Annotated in this window: 14 protein-coding genes and 1 pseudogene; 3 read left to right on the top strand and 12 right to left on the bottom strand. The window is 69.9% G+C overall.

The window, feature by feature from the left end; translation table 11 throughout:
- Nucleotides 1-22: 22 nt before the first annotated feature.
- The 10 genes and pseudogenes from OG710_RS25315 to OG710_RS25360 all read right to left on the bottom strand — a co-directional run bounded on the left by OG710_RS25315 (nt 23) and on the right by OG710_RS25360 (nt 11,437).
- Nucleotides 23-982: a thiopeptide-type bacteriocin biosynthesis protein gene (locus OG710_RS25315; protein WP_330241371.1), complete on the bottom strand. Its 960-nt coding sequence runs from the start codon at nt 980-982 to the stop codon at nt 23-25.
- Complete coding sequence (locus OG710_RS25320) at nt 979-2,127, bottom strand: lanthionine synthetase C family protein (RefSeq protein WP_330241372.1); 1,149 nt, start codon at nt 2,125-2,127, stop codon at nt 979-981. Before OG710_RS25320 ends, OG710_RS25315 begins: the two co-directional genes overlap by 4 nt.
- A complete protein-coding gene (locus OG710_RS25325) occupies nt 2,124-5,180 on the bottom strand; it encodes a lantibiotic dehydratase (RefSeq protein ID WP_330241373.1) in 3,057 nt (1,018 codons plus the stop codon). The genes OG710_RS25320 and OG710_RS25325 overlap by 4 nt, the downstream gene beginning before the upstream one ends.
- Before the next feature lie 92 nt (nt 5,181-5,272).
- Entirely contained in the window at nt 5,273-5,473 is a 201-nt protein-coding gene (locus OG710_RS25330; protein WP_330241374.1) for an FxLD family lanthipeptide, read from the bottom strand.
- A 63-nt stretch (nt 5,474-5,536) separates the two neighbouring features.
- The gene (fxlM, locus tag OG710_RS25335; RefSeq protein ID WP_330241375.1) at nt 5,537-6,748 is read right to left on the bottom strand and encodes a methyltransferase, FxLD system; all 1,212 of its coding nucleotides are present in this window, start codon (nt 6,746-6,748) and stop codon (nt 5,537-5,539) included.
- Between the two features lie 426 nt (nt 6,749-7,174).
- On the bottom strand, nt 7,175-7,690 hold the full coding sequence (locus OG710_RS25340) for a GNAT family N-acetyltransferase (RefSeq protein WP_330241376.1): 516 nt from the start codon (nt 7,688-7,690) through the stop codon (nt 7,175-7,177).
- Between the two features lie 231 nt (nt 7,691-7,921).
- Nucleotides 7,922-8,317: a DUF6193 family natural product biosynthesis protein gene (locus OG710_RS25345; protein WP_330241377.1), complete on the bottom strand. Its 396-nt coding sequence runs from the start codon at nt 8,315-8,317 to the stop codon at nt 7,922-7,924.
- A pseudogene (locus OG710_RS25350) lies at nt 8,314-9,621 on the bottom strand (NF041680 family putative transposase); the annotation flags it as partial. The gene OG710_RS25345 and the pseudogene OG710_RS25350, both read right to left, overlap by 4 nt.
- The gene (locus tag OG710_RS25355; protein ID WP_330241378.1) at nt 9,612-10,151 is read right to left on the bottom strand and encodes a GNAT family N-acetyltransferase; all 540 of its coding nucleotides are present in this window, start codon (nt 10,149-10,151) and stop codon (nt 9,612-9,614) included. The gene OG710_RS25355 and the pseudogene OG710_RS25350, both read right to left, overlap by 10 nt.
- Complete coding sequence (locus tag OG710_RS25360) at nt 10,148-11,437, bottom strand: XRE family transcriptional regulator (protein WP_330241379.1); 1,290 nt, start codon at nt 11,435-11,437, stop codon at nt 10,148-10,150. The genes OG710_RS25355 and OG710_RS25360 overlap by 4 nt, the downstream gene beginning before the upstream one ends.
- A 201-nt stretch (nt 11,438-11,638) precedes the next feature.
- Here OG710_RS25360 and OG710_RS25365 point away from each other — a divergent pair, with 201 nt between their 5' ends.
- The 3 genes from OG710_RS25365 (at nt 11,639) to OG710_RS25380 (ending at nt 15,174) form a co-directional block, all read left to right on the top strand.
- Nucleotides 11,639-12,220 (top strand): ATP-binding protein, encoded by a 582-nt coding sequence (locus OG710_RS25365; protein WP_330241380.1) that lies wholly within the window; start codon nt 11,639-11,641, stop codon nt 12,218-12,220.
- 130 nt (nt 12,221-12,350) lie between these two features.
- Nucleotides 12,351-14,309: a methyltransferase, FxLD system gene (gene fxlM, locus OG710_RS25370; protein ID WP_330241381.1), complete on the top strand. Its 1,959-nt coding sequence runs from the start codon at nt 12,351-12,353 to the stop codon at nt 14,307-14,309.
- Between the two features lie 409 nt (nt 14,310-14,718).
- A complete protein-coding gene (locus OG710_RS25380; RefSeq protein ID WP_330241382.1) occupies nt 14,719-15,174 on the top strand; it encodes a hypothetical protein in 456 nt (151 codons plus the stop codon).
- A gap of 227 nt (nt 15,175-15,401) precedes the next feature.
- On the opposite strand, the gene OG710_RS25385 is transcribed toward OG710_RS25380, so the two are convergent.
- Entirely contained in the window at nt 15,402-16,859 is a 1,458-nt protein-coding gene (locus tag OG710_RS25385) for a catalase (RefSeq protein ID WP_330241383.1), read from the bottom strand.
- Between the two features lie 215 nt (nt 16,860-17,074).
- Nucleotides 17,075-17,974: a 2-hydroxy-3-oxopropionate reductase gene (locus OG710_RS25390; RefSeq protein ID WP_330241384.1), complete on the bottom strand. Its 900-nt coding sequence runs from the start codon at nt 17,972-17,974 to the stop codon at nt 17,075-17,077.
- Nucleotides 17,975-18,007 lie beyond the last annotated feature (33 nt).

An 18,007-nucleotide genomic window follows, 5' to 3' on the forward strand; every position in this document is an offset into this window, starting at 1 on the left:
CCGGGGCCGCGCTCCGCCACTTTCAGCTCCCGAGCAGGGCTTCGCGTGCTGCTCGGGACCAGATGGATTGCCGGCGGCTGGAGAAACCCATCCGGTTCCAGTGGAACAGCACGTGCCGCGCGAGGACGGCGCGCGTCCCGATGCCGAGTGCGCTCGATCCGGCGGCCTCCGCAAGGCGGTGGCCGTGGTGCTGCAGGGCCTCGATCCACGGACGGACAGGTGTGAGGGGACCGGCCGTGAGGAGAGGACGGGCATCGGTCAGCAGGAGCCGCCTCATGGGTGCCACTATGGCACCGACCTGTTGCGGCGTCACGTCGTGGGGAAGGGGCCGGCGCTCTTCGACGCGGCCCCATACGTCGCCCTGCTCGCCGGCTTCGAGCCGGGCGGCCCGCATGAGGAGAGACATGGCAAGCAGCGATGTCTCCTTCGCGCCCAGAACGCCGGACGGCCCTTCCTCGCAGACACGGGCGTAGTCGAGGACTCCTTCGCTGTCCGCGTGGAACAGGGCGTGTGCGAGCGGCAACCCGGCGGAGCCACCGAAGGCGATGGCTTCCGGTTCGTACGGGGCCGCGTGCCAGTTGGCGATCACGCCCGAGGACATCGCGCTGTCCAGGGCTTCCGCGACGTGGTCCGCCACACTCCGCCCCGTTGCTCCGTGAGCCGGGTGGCAGCGCAGCCGCCAGTGCGGTGCCTTCCGTACGAACCACCACGGGCCGACCGGTCCGCCGGAGCGGAGGCTGGGGACGACATGGTTGCGGAAGTCCCGTACGGCGTGCTCGTAGTCCGCGAACCTGATGTTGACCTGGTGCCAGCCGGGGCGAGCTGTCTCCAGCGCGACGCGGCCGGCCGCCTGGTAGTGCTCGACGGCCTCGGCGAGTTGTTCTGCGGGGATGAGCGCCGTGCGTGCGGCGTCTTCCACGGGTGTGCCGTTGAAGACGCTGTGGACGGCTCGCTCGACGCGGGCCGGGTCACGGCCGGTCATGTCAGGAGGAGACAGGCGTCCCACTGCCCCTTGGGCGTGGTCGCGTCGTCGGCATCCTGGTAGGCGAGGGCTGCGCCCGCACGGCCGACGAGGAATCCGGCTTCCTCGGGGACCGCGGCCGGCAGGTAGCGCCGTACGAGCGGTTCGAAGCGGCGGGCGTACCCGGCGGGACTGTCCGCGTCGGACGCCACGCGCTGCACCGTACGCAGGACGCCACCGACTCCGTGGCAGATACCGCGGTCGGTCAGCAGACCGAGTTGGCGGGCGTCGGCGAGGCAGTGGGTGAGTGCTCGTTCGGCCATGCGTTTGCGATCGGTGTCCTCCAGGACGATGGCGGCGAGCTGCTGCGCGCGTACGAGGCCCGGTGTGCCGTAGCACCAACTCGGTGCTGCCGGCCTGACGGGTGTGGAGCCGCTGTGGCTGATCCAGCGAGGCCAGCGCAGTCCGTAGGAGTCGCATTGCCGGATGTCGTCCAACCATCGGCAGACGCGGCGGATCGCGAGTTCCTGGCGCCGGGTGTGAACGCCTGCGCGCATGGCCAGGCAGAGCAGGGCGAGCGGGCCGGCGATGCCGTGTGCGACCCCGGCATTGGCGTGGCCGCCGGGAGTGGTGCTCTGATCGGTGGCGGGAGCGTGGTCCACCCACCAGCCGGGAAGTGTCCGTCCGGTGCGGTCGGTGAGCGGTTCGGTGAGGCGGACCAGGTAGTCCAGGATGCCGCGCAGCTCGGGGCCGTGCGGGTTGCGGCGCAGGAGCAGGGCGCCGATGCCGGTCAGGCCACGCAGCAGGTCGTACTCGGAGAACGTGGGGCGTCGGCCCGCGTCGATCCGGTCGTGGGCGGCAGCGAGCCGTGCGCGGACGTGCTCGGCCACGACCTGATCAAGAGTGTGCAGGGCCCCGGCGTAGCGGTCGGTACCGTCGGCAGCCAGGTGCAGGGCGAAGGCCAGCGCGGGAGCACCGAGGAAGAGGCCCGCGTCGCGGCCCTCGATGAGCGGGCCGGTGGAGGCGAGTACGCGATGGGCTTCCGCCCAGTCGCCCGTACCGCGCAGTGCGCGCTCGATATGCAGTAGCGCCGTGCTCAAGGGGCCGTGCGCGAGCGACTGGCGCGCGGGCAGTGAGTTGTCGGCGGCGGGTGGGGCGACGGTCACCGCACGGCTCCTTCGGTGCGGATGCTCCAGGACAGTGCGGCGGCACGGACCATGCGCCGGCACAGGGCCTCGGCATCGGGGTCGATCCCGGCGACGCGGTTGTGGTGCATGTGCAGGAGGGACGGCAGCACACTCTCCGGTGCGGGTCCTGGCCGCAGGAGCGTGCCGCGGTAGCGGGCGAGGGCGTCGCGGCGGCGCTGCCAGGTGTCACGTACGGCCCCACCGCCCGGGAAGTCGCTCAGGGGCGCGTCCGGGTTGTCGTTCTCGGTGAGTCGCAGAACGAGCGCCTGTGTGGACCGAGGCGCCGCAGCGCCGTCGCCGCGAATGAGGTGTTCGGCCAGCCAGGCGTGTGCGGCGCCGGGGGAGCCGAGGAAGCCGGTGGCGATGTCCATGAACGAGGCTGCTGTGACGGCCGGGCGCAGCTCTGCGGGGAGGCCGAGGCGCAGCTGCGCCAGTGCGGCGGCCGAGTCGGCGGCGAAGCAGTCCTCGGCGGCGGCCAGGGCGGGGCCGGTCCCGTAACGGCCGGTTTCGGGAACGTAGGTGTCCCACTGCACGCGTTGGATCAGGCCCTCCTCACGCAGCGCGTCCGCCCAGCGGCCCACTTCACGGGCGAGATCGGCGAAGGCGCCGGGTCGGGGAAGGCTGAAGCGGATACGGAGATGGGAGGCGGGGTCGGCGTACCGGACGAACCACGCCTCCGGGGCGGCCACACCCCCGGCCGACCCGGAAGAGTCCTCGTGCGCGAAGGATCCTCGGAACACGGCGGCCACGTCGTCGAGTAGGCACGGCAGGTGAGTGCTGAGGACTTCGCCGGCGCGTTCGGCGTTGCCGTACAGCTTCAGGTACGCGGTGTCGGCCGTGCCCGGGGTTCGGCCGTCCTCGCGCCGGACGACAGCGTGCCAGGTGGGGGCGGGGGCGGGCGGCTGGCAGGCGGCGAACGACATGGTCACCTCGTGGGCGCGGCCGATCCAGCCGTAGGCGTCTTCCTCCGGTGCTTCATGCAAGGACAGGGTGCGGTGGTGTTCCAGTTCCGCTCGCAGGAGGTCGCGATGACCGGCCCGGTCGAGGTCCAGGCGGAGCTGCTGGTCGGTGGAGCCGATGAACACGGTGCGTGGCACGCGGTGGCGGAAGCGCCAGTCCATGAAGTCCCCCGTCCACCGGCCGGTGTCCGGAAGGTCGCGGGCGCGCAGACGCCAGCAGGCCGCCGACAGGATGGTGCGGCCGTGGCGCACCTCTGGAAGGAACGGCAACTGGGCTGCGACGCCCCAGGCGAAGGGCAGGGGGATGGCGGTGTGGCAGCGGTGGACCTCGGTCAGGAACCGGACGAGGGGATGCGTGGCGGTACTCAGCTCCACCGCGCTCATCACCGAGGGTTCCAGGCACTGCCCTGTGGAGAGGGAGACGAGGTAGAGACGTTCGGCGTCGGCGACGACTCCCAGGTCGTCCAGGGCGATGGTGGCGTCCGGGTTGTACTCGCCGACGGCCAGTACCTCGTCGGCGACCAGCGGAGCGCGCCCGACGTTGGAGGCGTGTCGGCGCAGTGGAGGAGCTGAAACCTGGACACGAACCGCGCCTTCGGTGAGGGGTGGCAGGGTGCTGTGGGCGGCCTTCATCCGAGTGCGGTCGGTGGTGTCCAGCATCGGCAGGAAGCGACCGGTGAGGCTGCCGGCCGCGAGGGACAGGCCGATGGTGGAGAGGGCGAAGCGTCCCTCCGTCAGCGCGCGGAGCGACCGTGCGAACACGCTGAAGCACAGTTCGACGTGGGCCGGGAGAGCCGTGGGTTCTCCGACCGACAGCGCCTCGATGTCATCCTCGGTGAGGACGATTCCGCGCTGGTCGGTCAGCGCGGCGCTCTGCGCGAGGGTGAGCAGGTGTTCGTCGCGCGATGTCGTGGCGAGGGTGGGGCGGGGCAGGATCGTGCCGCGGTATCCGACGGGGAAGCCGAGGCCGGTGTCAGAGCTGGTCAGTTCACGGACCGGGACGGCGGTGCCCGTGCTGTAGCGGTCCAGGAACCTTGCCCGGTAGTCCCGCCAGGCTGCCGAGCCGTGTGGATAGGGCGTGATCCGGGCCATCAGGCTCAGGGCCCGCACCGCCTCACGGGCCACGGCCTCGGGAAGGACCACATCGGCGTCCGGGCGCATCGTCACCACGAGGCTCTGCCCGGCGACACCGCTGATCGTGGTCATCACATCGGTGGCCTGTGCGCGGAGGCCCGGCTGCTCGGTGGGGCGGGCACGGTTGTGATGGCTCAGAACACGGTGGACGTCGCGAAGCCGGTCGGCCGCCTGTGCCTCCGCGCCGCTCTCGTCGATGCGGACGATCAAGTAGCCGAGGGCATCGGGGGCCGTCATCGGTGCCTGGAGTCCGGTCAGTAACACCCGGTGCTTGACCAGTGTGCGGATCATGTCCTCGACGGCCGCTTCCGGGTACTCGGCGCCGAGTCCGGCCACAAGGTCGCGGACAAGGATCGGCGTGCGAGCGAGCCACAGGGCCGTTTCCGCAGCGCGGGTGCGCCGTAGGCCGGTGTCGGTCGGCCCGCCCTCGCCGGGCTGGTTCATCACGGTGATCCGGGAGCCGCGTACGACGTGGGTGGGGTCGGCGACGACTGTCAGGCAGCGCAGTACGGCCGGGTCGTTCTCCAGGGCGGACGTGATGGAGTGCAGCCATACGGCGTCGGCGTGCGCGGTCGCGCGGGGCAGCGGGCCCCAGCGGACGTGTGCCTCCTGCCCGATACGCGCGACGGTCGGCCCGGCGAACAGTCCGAAGGGGGTCGCCCGGTATCGCATCCTGAGCAGGTAGCGGGACAGGGACCGGCCGATTCGATGAAGACGCCGGGGCGTGGTCGGCTTGCCCGCCAGCACGTCCCGGACGGCGTGGGCCAGCAAGGGCGAGGCGTGGCCGATGGCCGCCGCGCGGGCGTCGTCCGCCCACACGTCTTGGATCCAGGCCCGGGCCTTCTCGGTGCCGGCCTCTTCGCCGGGCCGGTCGAGGGCGGGGGCGTCGAACGGAACCATCGACAACCTGATCAGGCTCGCGTCAACGTAGCGGTACATCCATGCTCCTTCGGATCGCGGCGTTCCGGGCCGGGGGCGGCCTGTTGCGCCCACCCCCGGGCCCGTCTGCTGCAAGGCCCGGTGCCGCCGGATCAGCTGCCGATGCAGGTGCTGTTGGAGCAGGCCGATTGGCAGGTGGAGCCGCAGTTGTCGCTTGTGTCGTTCAGCAACGCTCCGATGACGGGCGCCGAGGAAACCGTCTCGATGTCCAGGTCGAAGTCCCCGGCGTCCGTGCGAAAGTCCGTCGCCGCCTTCAGCACGGTGCCGGGCTTGGTGCTCATCCGCTGTGCCATCTCGCTCTCCTTCAGGGAGGTGGTGGAAGTTGTGCTGTGCAACCTGGCGGTGGCCGGTGGTGGCTATGGCCAGGTGATCGAGACCCGCGAGTGCCGCCGCTCGATGCGTCGGCCGCCGGCGGGAAGACGGTCGTCCGGCGTGCCTGCCGGATAGACCTCGATGTGCGCGCGGTCACCGCGGTGTTCGCGGTCCCACACCTGGATCTCTTCGACCAGGCGCTCGGCGAGCCGCCGCCCGCGCGGGCCATGACCGATGGCGCCCAGTTCGTAACGGTCCACCTCGTCCGTGGCCCGCACCGTGCGGTACGCGAAGCTGCCGCCGTCCACGAGTGCGGGGATGCCGAGCGGGGACACCGAGGTGACCAGCCCGCGATCACGGGCGCCTGGCATCGCGGCCAGCAGCGGCAGGTTGTCCAGCGCGGTGGTGAGCCACAGGTCGAGATGCTCGTTGGACTCGCTGCCGCCGAGCGTCACACCGGACCACCGCGTATTCCGTGGCATCAAGAGGGCTTTGGCCAGGGCTTCGGTGTCCGGCTCGGGGTGACCGTCCAGGCGGAGACCGACCTGTTCGCCCTCCACGTCGTGCAGCACGGCGAGGCGGACCCGGTTCTCCCCGGCGCCCTGCATCGGCACGAAGCCGCACAGTTCGAGCCCGTCACTGACAAGCCGATCCCGGTCGCGGACGAAGGCCACGGTGCGGGTCATGCCGCGCATCCGCAACGGGACGACGAGGCGCCCGCCCTCTTTGAGGAGGCCGAGCCAGGCCGGCGGGATGTCGGCGGCCTGCACCGTCACCACGATCCGGTCGAACGGCGCGCGATCGGGGACCCCGTTCTCCGCGTCCGCGGTGAGCACGGTGACGTTGCGGTACCCGGTCTCCTTCAAGAACGCCGAGGCGCGAGCCGTCACGTCCGGGTCGATGTCCACGGTCACGACATGGCCGGTGTCACCGACTACCTCCGAGAGGAGTGCGGCGTTGGGGCCGCCGGAGCCGATTTCGAGCACGGACATCCCCGGCGCGAGGTCGGCCTGCTCCATCTGCATGGCCTGGATGCGAGGTGCGGACACCGAGCTGATCTGTACCCCGTGCACGTCGGTCTTGGTGATCGTCGCGACTTCGGCGCTGTACGTCGAGAGAATGTCCGCGTCGGGGGTGGCCAGGTGACGGCGTACGTTGCGGAACGCGGCGATCACGCGAGGGCTGCGGGCAGCCCCCAGTTCGATGAGGCTTTCAGCGAGCGCATCGCGCAACTCCTGCTCGGACGATTTCTCCATACCGTTCTCCTTCTCGGCTGTGCCGACCTCGCGTCAAAGTAGTAACCACCCGACAGCCCGGCCCGTCACATCAGGGGCTCCTGCTGCTGCCACCGCTACGAAGCCGTGCGTTCCAGGTAACTCCGCCTGGACCGCCAGTGGTTAGGTGATTCCGTGAGGGGCCGGGACGTGCTACCTAGGACGTTTTGGCAACCGCTTTACCCGGCGGTGTGCAGGAACGGGAGGCATGTTGCCTTCACAGCAGATGAGGTCGCAGGCCAGAGGTGCTGGGGTACTTACCGCCGGCTGCTGACGGCTCCACCGCCGCTGGAGCGCAAGGCCGACCAGTTGCTCGCAGCAGCATCGCCTGCGCCCCATCTGTCTTGGCGGACTCGCCGGCGCCCCGTGCAGCGGGAGGGCTGGAACTTCTCAGCGGCGACGACGGGGCTACGGTCGAACCGGATCGGTGCTCGGATCGATCACCCAGTGATGGGTGTCCAGAACGCGGTCGGCGAACTCCAGGCTCTGTTCTCCGACGAAGGTGAAGCCGACCGCGCGGCAGATTCCGTTGGAAGGCAGATTGCTGGTTGCGGGGTATGCGTGGATGAGTCCCCAGCGGCCGTCGTCCTTGGCCATCTCAAGCAATGCCCGCACGGCTCGCTTCCCGTAGCCCCGGCCTTGGAATGCGGGCAGAACCATCCAACCGATCTCGGAGATGTGCTGGTCGTCGGCTTCATGGGACCACAGGCAGACAGTTCCGGCGACGACCGAGGGGTGAGCCGCTTCGGGGATGATCATTTTGATCCAGGCGGTGTCCTTGGCGGCCTGGCGGACGTCGCGCTGCACCTTCTCGGCCATGCCTTCTCGCGGCAGTGGACCCCCGAGATCTTTCATCATGCCCGGATCGCACCGCATCCGGATGTAGGCGTCGACGTCCTCCAGCACCACATTGCGCAACAGCATTCCCAACCTCCTGCTGGGCGGCGAGTGTCCCATGTGATCACGCAAGCGAACTGTCGGCGTCCACACTCCTCTTCCTCTGAGGTCTGGGCCGTCTGACGTAGGACGCCAAGAAGGCCCGGTGGAATATTGCCAGGCCATTGGAATCGGCGGGAGCTGCCACCTGCATGCCGCAACCGGACCAATTGAGGTGGTGTCCAAGTGATTTCTGCGCGCGGGTTCTGAGCTTGTCGTTTAACCGTTGAGGCGGCCTCGGGTTGCTTCCTCATGGGCAACGAGTTCATCCGGGGTGCCGACGAAGGCGGGTCCGCACCCGGCCGGCAGGCGTTCCACCACCATGGCAACGGCTTCTGCGGCTGTCGCCGCAGGCCCGATGGTCTGCGAACGCAGAGGTCCCGAGACCCAGTAACCGCCGCCGGCTGCGGGCTGGATGTAGGGGATGTCCCACGTCCACCGTCGTTCCGTACACCGACTGAAGTGCAACTCGCCCATGCCCGTCCAGGGGAACAGCTGCCGCAAGCTCGGTTCGGCGTAGGCGAGGTCCAGCAGCTCCGGACGCACGCGCCCGTCAGCGCGGACCGCTCGCCAACCCGCTTCGACCCTGTCCGCGCTCGATGGATTTGTTGTCATCGAGCCATCATCCACGCCGCGCTGTCGTCGTCACGAGGTGGCACCCTGGCTTGCTCGTCGTGGCTTGGTTCCCTTCTTGTGGTGCGCGGGCCGGGGCGGGCGGGTTTCGGCGCACGCGCTGGTGAGGGGGCCTTCGTGTGGAGGTTCCTGAACCCGCGCCGGACGCGGGCGGGGGTGAGCTTGTTCGGTTCCATCGGCCGCTCCCACGGGTGGCGGAGGTCAGCGACGAGCGGCCGGGCGAGGCGGAGCTGGGTGTGCGCGGCGATCACCAGCCAGGTCCACAGCCAGGTCCACCGGCCGGCTGCCGCCGAGTCGCGCAGGCGCGGGCACGTCCAGCCGAGCGTCTGTTTGAGCAGGCGGAACGTGTGCTCAAGGTCGAAGCGGCGGAGGAACGCTTGCCAGCAGCGGTCTACGTCGGTCGGGGTGGCGCCGGTGCGCGACCACCAGAGCCAGACCGGGCGGTTCACGCCGCCGCTGGGCAGCTTCTCAACGGCCAGCCGGATGACGGTGCCCTCGATGACCGGCAGCGGCCCGTCGTACTCCAGCCAGGCCGCCCGGCGGGTCAGCCGCGGGTGAAGTCGGTCCCAGGCCCGGGCGACGGCGGTGCCGTAGCGGCGGGTCGTGGTGGTGGTGACCGCCTGCTCGGCGTCCCAGGTGGCGGGGTCGCCGAAGACAAACTCCCCGCCGTGCTTGGGCGGTCGGCCCCCGGCTGGGTTCGCCGCCGCGAACTCCGCGCGGCTGGGTGCCGGGCGGCGCATCACCCGGTCCGAGCGGAGCCGGCCCAGGACCTGCACCGGCAGGTCGCCGAGCAGGTGGGCGATGCGCGGAGCGTTGTAGCCGGCGTCCATCACCACCAGCACCTCCGGGTCACCCGGCTTCCACTGCCCGCCCGCGATCAGCCGGACCACCACGTTGCGGAGTTGGGCAGTGGTGACGGCGGCCAGGTCGGCGCCGGGCTCCAACCGGACCGCGTCCAGCACGGCGGTCCAGGAGGTGCGGCCGGTCTCCAGAGCAACGACGAACAAGTATGGCCAGCCGGGAATCATCTGATGCTTCGCGTCGCCGCGGCCGTAGGTGTGGCAAAAGGAGCGGTCCGGGCAGGTCTCCGCGTCCGGCCGCAGCCACGGCGAGACGTCGACGGCGAGCACCAGACGGCCGTCCGCGGCCCGCGGCAGCGGCAAGTCAGCCAGCTCCGACCGCAGCCGCTCGACGTCCACTCGGCCGCGGTTCAGCGCGCCGTACAGAGCTCCTTGCCCGCGCCGGTGTTCGGGCGCCAGCGCCAAGTCCACCAGCGTCAGCGGGGGGAGCGGATCATCACGGTGAGGACCGGTGATGCCGGGGACGGCCTGCTTTGGCCGATGTCCTCGTAGCCCCATGACTTGTAGAGCGCGTGGACCTTTCCGTCACCTGCGGCTCCGTTCACCATGAGCGTCACGTACCGCACGTTGCCGGTGCCGAGGAGTGCGTCGTGGATGTGGCGGGCGGTGCCGGTCTTGCGCCAGGCAGGGTGGACACCGATCTCCTTGAGAGCCATTACGGGGTGCTCGGTGTATTGCTTCGCCGGGGCGGGGTCGGTGCGCTGCCAGTAGCGGTCGCCGTGCTCAATGGTGTTGCTGTATGCGTAGCCGACCGGTTGGCCGTCCGCGTATGCGAGGACGGCTGTGAACCCCGGTTCTGTGGAATGCCGGTCGATTCGTTCACCGAATGCGGTGACCGCGTAGTTCGGCAGATGCAGAAACGGGGCACGTACCTCGGCGTACACATCGACGAGGTCGCCTCGGATGGGTTCCAAGGTGCTGAAGACACGCAGCTCGGCGGTGGGTGCTGTGGTCATGCGGCCGTCCTCCAGGTGGTGGTGTGGTCGGTCCAGTTTCGGGCGGCGGTGCTGTGCGGCGCGGTGGCGCGGAGGGCAGCTCCGAACTCCTGGAGCATGCGCGATACACGGGCGTGCCGGGTGGCGGCGTCTGCGGGGACCTTAATGGCGGCGGCTGTCGCTGCATCAGCGGCCCCCTGTGCGAGAAGGGCGTGGGCGAGGCGCGTCGTGGTGATGGCGCGGGACCTGACCATGTGGGGCCGACGTGAGGCCAGACAGCGGTGGGCGTGGTACTCGGCGGTGGGGTAGTCGCCGAGTGCCAGGTACGCGGAGAGGGCCAGGGAGTCCAGTTCGGCCTGATCGTAGAAGGCGAGCAACCAGACCGGTCGGTGGTCAGCGGGATTGGCGCGCTGCATGGCGTCCTGTGCCTGCTCGAACGCGCGCCGTGTCTCGGTCCGGTGCTGGGCCGTGCCGTGGATCGCTCCCTGGCGGGCCAGGCCCAAGGACGCGAAGAGTGGGTCGCGGCGGGTGATGTGCAGGTTTCGTGCCACGTCGTTGGCGGCGATCGCGTCGGCGGGGCGGCCCATATGGCGGTACATGGTGCCGGCGTGGCTCCAGATACGGAACTTGATCGCCTGGTCTCCCGACATCTCGGCGAGGGCCTGCGCCTCGCGCATGTGCGCCTTCGCGACGTCGTAGCGTCGGCCGTCGATCGCCGCCCACATCGCGGACGAACGGAACGCGGCCCCGGAGGCGTACAGGCTGTTGCGTACTCGCTGCGTCGCACTGCCCGCGTTCTGGAGGTTGAGCGCTTCCTCGGCGAGTGCGGCGGCCTGCGCCTCGATGCGTAGTTGCCCACCATGGCGGTGGTCGCTGGCGATGATCTCGGCGAAGCGCTTGTTCAGCCGGTTGACGTCGCTCATGCCGATCCGGCGTGGTGACGCGCTCCCCGGGGCCGCCGCCGCTGCGGCAGCCGCCGCGGCGATGCCACCGACGAGGGTGCGGCGCTTCATATCGGGTTCCTTCTGTCGCGGTGGTGCTGGGGTGAGGGATGACGACCGGCCTCGTGGCACGAACCCTAAAGCGACGGCGGGTAATCCGGTGACGGCCTCAAGCGCCTTACGGGTCGCCGATTTCGGCCAGGTGACCCTGCCCGCCTTCCACGCCCGCACCGATGACCCGTCGAGCCCTCCTATGCGTCCGGTCAGGTCTGCGACAGCCCCGTTCACGGCATCGGCCAGGCTGTTGGAGCTGTAGCCGTGCTCGGTCATCCACGCCTCGAGGACGGTGTTGCGGATCGCGTCCATGCGGGCACGGTAGCCCGCGAGCCATCCGCCGACCAGGTAAAACGCGGGTCAAAACACCCTAGGCGAGCCCGCTCGGCATGCAGTCGAAAGCCCTAACCGGCCCCCAGAGGAGGGGAGTTACCTGGATGAGTCACTTTCCGCGAGTGGCTGGTAGCGGTTCGTATTGCCCTCGAATTCATCGCTCACATCAGGAGACCTGTCATGCACCACGAACAGTCCCGGAGGAGTCGGCTCGTGTTGGCGGATACGCCCAATGCCGTCGCTCTGGCGCGGTTGCACACCGCCGATGTTCTCGCGGGCTGGGGAGTGGCTGCCGACGTAGTCGAGACGGCGCGGCTTCTGGTGTCGGAGCTGGCGACCAATGCCGTGCGGCACTCGGAGGACGCTGAGGAGCCGGCGCCGCCGTATTCGTCACAGAGCGACGTGCGGACCTTCGAACTGGCGCTGGAGGCCGTGCCCGGTGCCATCCGGTTGTCGGTGTGGGACCGCGATGCCAGGCCGCCCGTTCTGAAGGAGGTCGGTGTCGACGCGACAGGTGGGCGGGGGATCTTCATCGTTGCGGCGCTGAGCCGAGCTTGGGGCTACTACCCGGCGCGCAGCACGACGGGGAAAGTGGTGTGGGCCGAGATCGCGCTCGCTTCCACGGGTCCGGGTGAAGGCCGCGACGCTTTGACGTCGTCGTCGTTGGGCCAGCCGGCAACGGACGGCTGCCAGATGCCCGAGGACGCACGCGTGGAACCGAACCTGATCGGCCGCGTACTCGTCGGCATCCGAGAACTCTGACCGCGTCGGCCGGCTGCCTGGGCAACCGCGCCCCCGCGTAGGACCTCCCAGGTCACCGACCGCCACACACGCACGCCACACACCTGTGCATCACATGCAGGTGCACGACCTACCTGACGAGGACTGTTCCATGACGAACTCGCTGACGACCGCAGTGGCCACCGCACGCGAGCTGAAGCGCGTGCTGGAGTACACCGGTCTCGGCTTCGAGCTGGAGGAGGGCCCTGCGCCGGGTGGCTGCCGCCTGCGCCTGGCTTCCTCGGCCGCCCACCCCTGGGCGTGCGGAGACGTACGAGCCCATTTGCTTGCCGAGGGGATCACCGCCGAGGTGGCACGCCGCGAAGACCACTCTGCCGACCCCGGCGGCGAGCTGGTTCTCACCCTGTCCTCGGAGGAGGAAGTCAGAGGCTTGGGGCGACTGTTGGAGGCTCGTCTCACGGAGGTGCAGAACGCGGCGCTGCAGTTGCATCGAGCCCTTGCCGTCATCGGCGTCGAGCGGCACGTGGACATCCAGAGCATCGGAAGTCGCGCCCTCATCGACACCGGCACGTTCGATCCGGACGCGGCCACGCTCCTCTACCGCGGCCTCGGCGGTGACGAGCCGGTCCTGCGCGGCCTGGACCTCACGGACTGGCACGACCACGAGCGGTTCGTCCAGGAGGTGGAGCAGGCGGTTGCCGCTACCGGCCGGGCACAGCTCGTGGAGTCGGTGCCCGTCTGCGGTGAGTGCCGGGAGCGGCACGGCGGCAACCGCCTCCGCTTCGACTACCTGGACGCGGAGGACGCGCTACACCTCGCCGACGCGCTGCGCCGGAACGCAGCACCGTCAGGCGTGAGCCGTGTGAACACCGACACGAGCTCCCTCTCCACGGCAGAAGCCGACCGGCTCCGCAACACCCTGGTCGACCGGCTCCAAGCGGACGGGCATGCTCGGAAGCCCGCTACCGAGGCGGCGTTGCGTAACGTTCCCCGTCATGTGTTCGTGCCCGATGCGACGCTGGAGGACGCGTACGCCAACGCACCCGTGCACATCAAGTACGACACGGACGGCACGTCCCTCTCCTGCGCCTCGCAGCCAGGTGTCGTCGCTCTCATGCTGGACCAGCTCGATGTCCAACCCGGTGAGCGCATCCTCGAACTGGGCGCGGGAACCGGCTACAACGCCGGATTGCTCGCCCACCTGGTCGGCGAGCACGGGCATGTGACCACCCTTGATGTCGACGAGGACCTGGTGGAGGGGGCTCGCGCCCACCTTGCCGCTGCCGGTATCGGGAATGTCGAGGCCGTCACGCGTGACGGTGCTCTGGGGTACGCCGAGGGAGCCCCGTACGACCGGATCATCGCCACCGTCGGCGCGCACGGTGTACCGCATGCGTGGTTGTCGCAGCTCGCACCCGAGGGCCGACTCCTCGTTCCGCAGCGGCTCAAGGGCACCGTTGCCCGGTCCATCGCCTACGAGCAGCGGGACGGTCGGTGGGTATCCCTCGGCAGCGAGATGAACACCTTCATGCCGCTGCGGCGGGGCATCGCCGACGATGACCGTCGGGTGATCCCGCTCAGCGCGGACGGGTCCGTGCGGCTCCAGGCCCCCGCAGCTCTCGACATCGACGCCGGCGCCCTCGCCGGTGTGCTGGACCGGCCGCGTACCGAGGAATGGACCGGTATGACGGTACGCGCCATGGAGTCGCCGGAGTGGATGGAGCTGTTCGTCACCTGCTCCTTGCCATCCGGGCTGGTTCGGATGCTGTTCCCCCGGAGTGCCAAGGGCACCCTGCTGACCGAGGACCCCTATCCCTCGTCCACCGCGGCCGTCGAGAAGGGGGCTGTCGCCTACCTTGCCCGGCGCCTGTCGGAGGACAAGACGTCCGAGGGCGGGAAGCTCTGGGAGTTCGGTGTCATCGGGCACGGTCCCGGCAGCGGTGAGCTGGTCGCGAGGGTGGCGGACGCCATCCGTACCTGGGATCACCACTACCGCGACCGCGAGGCCACGTTCGAGATCCAGCCGCTCGACGCTCCGGACATCGAGCCGCGCCCCGGCCTCTTCGTCCTCGGTACGCCGCTGAACCGCATCGTCGTCGACTGGCGGTGACCCACCACGAGGAGACGATTCCGGCCCGCCTGCCCCTGCTCGGCGCGGACGCGATCCGGGGGCTGGGGCCGGTCGTCAACCTGATTCGCCTCCAGATCCGCGCAGGCCGCGCGGACGAGGGACGTCGGCGACTGTGCGACACCGCCGAAGGGCGATGGGCGGAGGCGCCGGTACATATCGAGGTCCCACAAAGACATCTTGAGGGGTTGTAACCAGCCCTTGCGGAACTCTGGCGGTCACCAGCATCCGACCTCTGCGGATGTCGAGTTGAACGTGTTCAAGAGCTCTGGCAGGGTGGCTTCACGATCACTCCTGTCAGTGAGCCGATACGGAGACTGAAGGGTGGGGGAACCTGGTGGTGGGCGCGGGTACGTGGTGGGGGCGGCGGGGTGTCCTCGGGGGCTTGGTCGTGGTTCTGGTTGCTCTCACGGCGTGCGCCGGCCCTTATCAGTACTACGGGGGCCCAGGCGTCCACGACGCCACCGCGGCCGAGGTCGCCGGGGGCTGGGAGAACGTCGAGGGCACCCGCGTGGTGCTGCGCGAGGACGGGTCGGCCCTGCTTGACAAGCTCGACGGCCACGACTTCGACTTCGAAGACGGTTGGCGTCTCTCCGGTACGGGAACCTGGCGGCTGGCCGATGACGACGGCGGACAGGCCGTCCGGCTCGCGCTGACGACCCGGACCCGGGTCGAGAGGCGTCGCCCCCCGGCTGATGCCGACTCGCCGGTTACGGCGCCCCCGCCAAGGTACTCGTGGTCCTTCTACGTGGACCGCGACCAGCATGGTGGGCTGGTGCTGTTCTTCATGTACGGCGATCCGGACGCCGGGAACAGGTATGTGATGACGCGCGAGCCGGAGGCGTAGCGCCCGCCGTGCTCCGCGCCCTCGTTCGGGGAGGAAGGGAGAACAACAGGGGCCGCGGCGGGGGCGCGAAGGGGGGCTGCGCGGGCCTTCGGGTCTGGTGACCGGGCCGCCCTCCCGTGTGCCACCGCACTGGCATCGTGCCACCGCCGCGGCCCCGGCCCGGCCGCACCGTGCGCTGCCCCTCATCCGGGTGGACGCGTCGGTGCGGGCGGGGGTCCGGGGTGAGGTCAGTCCTCGCGGAGGGCGCGGACCGCCTCCTCCACGCGCTTGCCGTACTCGGCGTCGGCGGCGTGGAAGTGGGCGAGGTTCTTCTCGATCACGTCGTCCCGGGAGACCTGGGACAGGCCGCCCGCGATGTTGGCGATCAGCCGGTCCTTCTCCTCGGCGGACATCAGCCGGTACAGCTCGCCGGCCTGGAAGAAGTCGTCGTCCTTGGTGTGGGCGGGCGCCTCGTGGGTGCCGGTCCAGCCCTGCACGGGCAGCGGGGCGGAGAGCGGGGCGTCCGTCTGGGCCGGGCCCGCGTACGAGTTGGGCTCGTAGTTCTTGTCGTGGCGCGAGCCGTACCGCGTGGCGTGGAGGCCGTCGCGGCCGTAGTTGTCCGCGGTGGCGGCGCGCGGGGCGTTGACCGGGAGCTGGGTGTGGTTGATGCCCAGACGGTAGCGCTGCGCGTCCGCGTAGGCGAACAGGCGGCCCTGGAGCATCTTGTCCGGGGACGGACCGATGCCGGGCACGAAGTTGTTCGGCGAGAACGCGGCCTGCTCGACCTCCGCGAACACGTTGTCCGGGTTGCGGTCCAGGACCAGCCGGCCGACCCGCTGGAGCGGGTAGTCCGCGTGCGGCCACACCTTCGTCACGTCGAACGGGTTGAAGCGGTAGCCCGCGGCCTCGGCGGCCGGCATGAGCTGCACGTACAGCGTCCAGGACGGGTTCATGCCGCGTTCGATGGCCTGGAGGAGGTCCGTCTGGTGCGAGTCGGCGTCCTTGCCGACGAGTTCGGCGGCCTGCTCGGCGGAGAGCGAGCGCACGCCCTGGTTGGTCTTGAAGTGGTACTTCACGAAGTACGCCTCGCCCGCGGCGTTCGTCCACTGGTAGGTGTGCGAGCCGAAGCCGTTCATGTGGCGGTACGAGGCGGGGATGCCCCGGTCGCCCATCAGCCAGGTCACCTGGTGCGTGGCCTCGGGGGAGTTGGCCCAGAAGTCCCAGACGTTGTCCGGCTCCTGGCGGCCGGTGAACGGGTCGCGCTTCTGCGAGTGGATGAAGTCGGGGAACTTGATCGGGTCCTTGATGAAGAAGACCGGGGTGTTGTTCCCCACCAGGTCGTAATTCCCGTCGTTCGTATAGAACTTGACGGCGAAACCGCGCGGGTCGCGCACCGCGTCCGCGCCGCCCAGCGAGTCGGCGACCGTGGAGAAGCGCAGGAACGTCTCGGTGCGGCGGCCCACCTCGGAGAGGAAGTCGGCGCGGGTGTACGCCGTGACGTCGTCGGTCACCTCGAAGTAGCCGTACGCGCCCGAGCCGCGGGCGTGCACCACGCGCTCCGGGATGCGCTCCCGGTTGAAGCGGGCCAGCTTCTCCAGGAGATGGCCGTCCTGGAGGAGGATCGGGCCTCCGGCACCCGCGGTGGCGGAGTTCTGGTTGTCGGCGACCGGGGCGCCGGACTCGGTCGTAAGCACACGCTGCGTCATGGTGTCGGGGCGACCTTCCGTACGGGAGCTGCTGAAACTGCGACGGCCCTGGGCCGGAGTGCGGATGTGTCCGGGAGCGTAGGTACGCCCTCGACCCGGCGTCAACAGTTTGTTGAAATTCATGGTGGGGAGGTGTTCCGGGCGGTGCCGGCGCCTGGGCGCGACAGGACAGGTGTCAGCGCCGGCACCGCCCGGAAGTCTGGGGGAGGGGGTGCTCAGCCCTTCACGGGCAGGCCGGAGAGGCGTTCGACCCCGCGCAGCAGCGCCGAGTGGTCCAGGCCGCCGTCGCCCTGGGCGCGCAGCGAGGCGACGAGCTGGGCGACCACCCCGCCCACCGGCAGCGCGGCGCCGACGTTGCGGGCGGCGTCCGTGACGATGCCCATGTCCTTGTGGTGCAGGTCGATCCGGAAGCCCGGCGCGAAGTCGCGGCCCAGGAAGTTGTCCTTCTTACGGGTCAGAACCGTGGAGCCGGCCAGGCCGCCGTTGAGGACGTCCAGCGCGGCCGACAGGTCCACCCCGGACTTCTCCAGGAAGACCACGGCCTCGGCGCACGCCTGGATGTTTACCGCGACGATCAGCTGGTTGGCGGCCTTCACCGTCTGGCCGGAGCCGTGCGGGCCGCAGAGCACGATGGTCCTGCCGAGCGCTTCGAGCAGCGGCCTCGCGTCGTCGAAGTCGGCCCGCTCGCCGCCCACCATGATGGACAGCACGGCCTCGATCGCGCCCGCCTCGCCGCCGGACACCGGGGCGTCCAGCACCCGGATGCCCTGCTCGGCGGCGTTCTTCGCGAGGTCCACGGAGGTCTGCGGGGTGATCGAGGACATGTCGATCAGCAGGGCGCCGCGCCGCGCGTTCGCCAGGATGCCGTCGGGGCCGTACGCGATGGCCTCGACCTGCGGGGACGCGGGCACCATCGTGATGACCACGTCCGCGTCGCGCACCGCCTCGGCGATCGAGGAGGCGCCGGTGCCGCCGGCCGCGGCCAGCCGGTCGATCTTGTCCTGCTCCAGGGTGTAGCCGGTGACGTCGTAACCGGCCTTGATCAGGTTCTCGGACATGGGCGAACCCATGATGCCGAGTCCGATCCACGCGACCTTGGGGAGGTTGTCGCTCATGAGGGTGCCTTCCGATCGGCGTGTGTACGAGGG

Source organism: Streptomyces sp. NBC_00525, assembly GCF_036346595.1.
Lineage (GTDB): Bacteria > Actinomycetota > Actinomycetes > Streptomycetales > Streptomycetaceae > Streptomyces.

What these genes read in the sequence shown, in the direction of transcription:
- OG710_RS25345 (WP_330241377.1), bottom strand. Translation starts at nt 8,317, where the DNA reads ATGACAACAAATCCATCGAGCGCGGACAGGGTCGAAGCGGGTTGGCGA.
- OG710_RS25340 (WP_330241376.1), bottom strand. Translation starts at nt 7,690, where the DNA reads ATGCTGTTGCGCAATGTGGTGCTGGAGGACGTCGACGCCTACATCCGG.
- fxlM (WP_330241381.1), top strand. Translation starts at nt 12,351, where the DNA reads ATGACGAACTCGCTGACGACCGCAGTGGCCACCGCACGCGAGCTGAAG.
- OG710_RS25355 (WP_330241378.1), bottom strand. Translation starts at nt 10,151, where the DNA reads ATGACCACAGCACCCACCGCCGAGCTGCGTGTCTTCAGCACCTTGGAA.
- OG710_RS25330 (WP_330241374.1), bottom strand. Translation starts at nt 5,473, where the DNA reads ATGGCACAGCGGATGAGCACCAAGCCCGGCACCGTGCTGAAGGCGGCG.
- OG710_RS25365 (WP_330241380.1), top strand. Translation starts at nt 11,639, where the DNA reads ATGCACCACGAACAGTCCCGGAGGAGTCGGCTCGTGTTGGCGGATACG.
- OG710_RS25315 (WP_330241371.1), bottom strand. Translation starts at nt 982, where the DNA reads ATGACCGGCCGTGACCCGGCCCGCGTCGAGCGAGCCGTCCACAGCGTC.
- fxlM (WP_330241375.1), bottom strand. Translation starts at nt 6,748, where the DNA reads ATGGAGAAATCGTCCGAGCAGGAGTTGCGCGATGCGCTCGCTGAAAGC.
- OG710_RS25325 (WP_330241373.1), bottom strand. Translation starts at nt 5,180, where the DNA reads ATGTACCGCTACGTTGACGCGAGCCTGATCAGGTTGTCGATGGTTCCG.
- OG710_RS25385 (WP_330241383.1), bottom strand. Translation starts at nt 16,859, where the DNA reads ATGACGCAGCGTGTGCTTACGACCGAGTCCGGCGCCCCGGTCGCCGAC.
- OG710_RS25360 (WP_330241379.1), bottom strand. Translation starts at nt 11,437, where the DNA reads ATGGACGCGATCCGCAACACCGTCCTCGAGGCGTGGATGACCGAGCAC.
- OG710_RS25390 (WP_330241384.1), bottom strand. Translation starts at nt 17,974, where the DNA reads ATGAGCGACAACCTCCCCAAGGTCGCGTGGATCGGACTCGGCATCATG.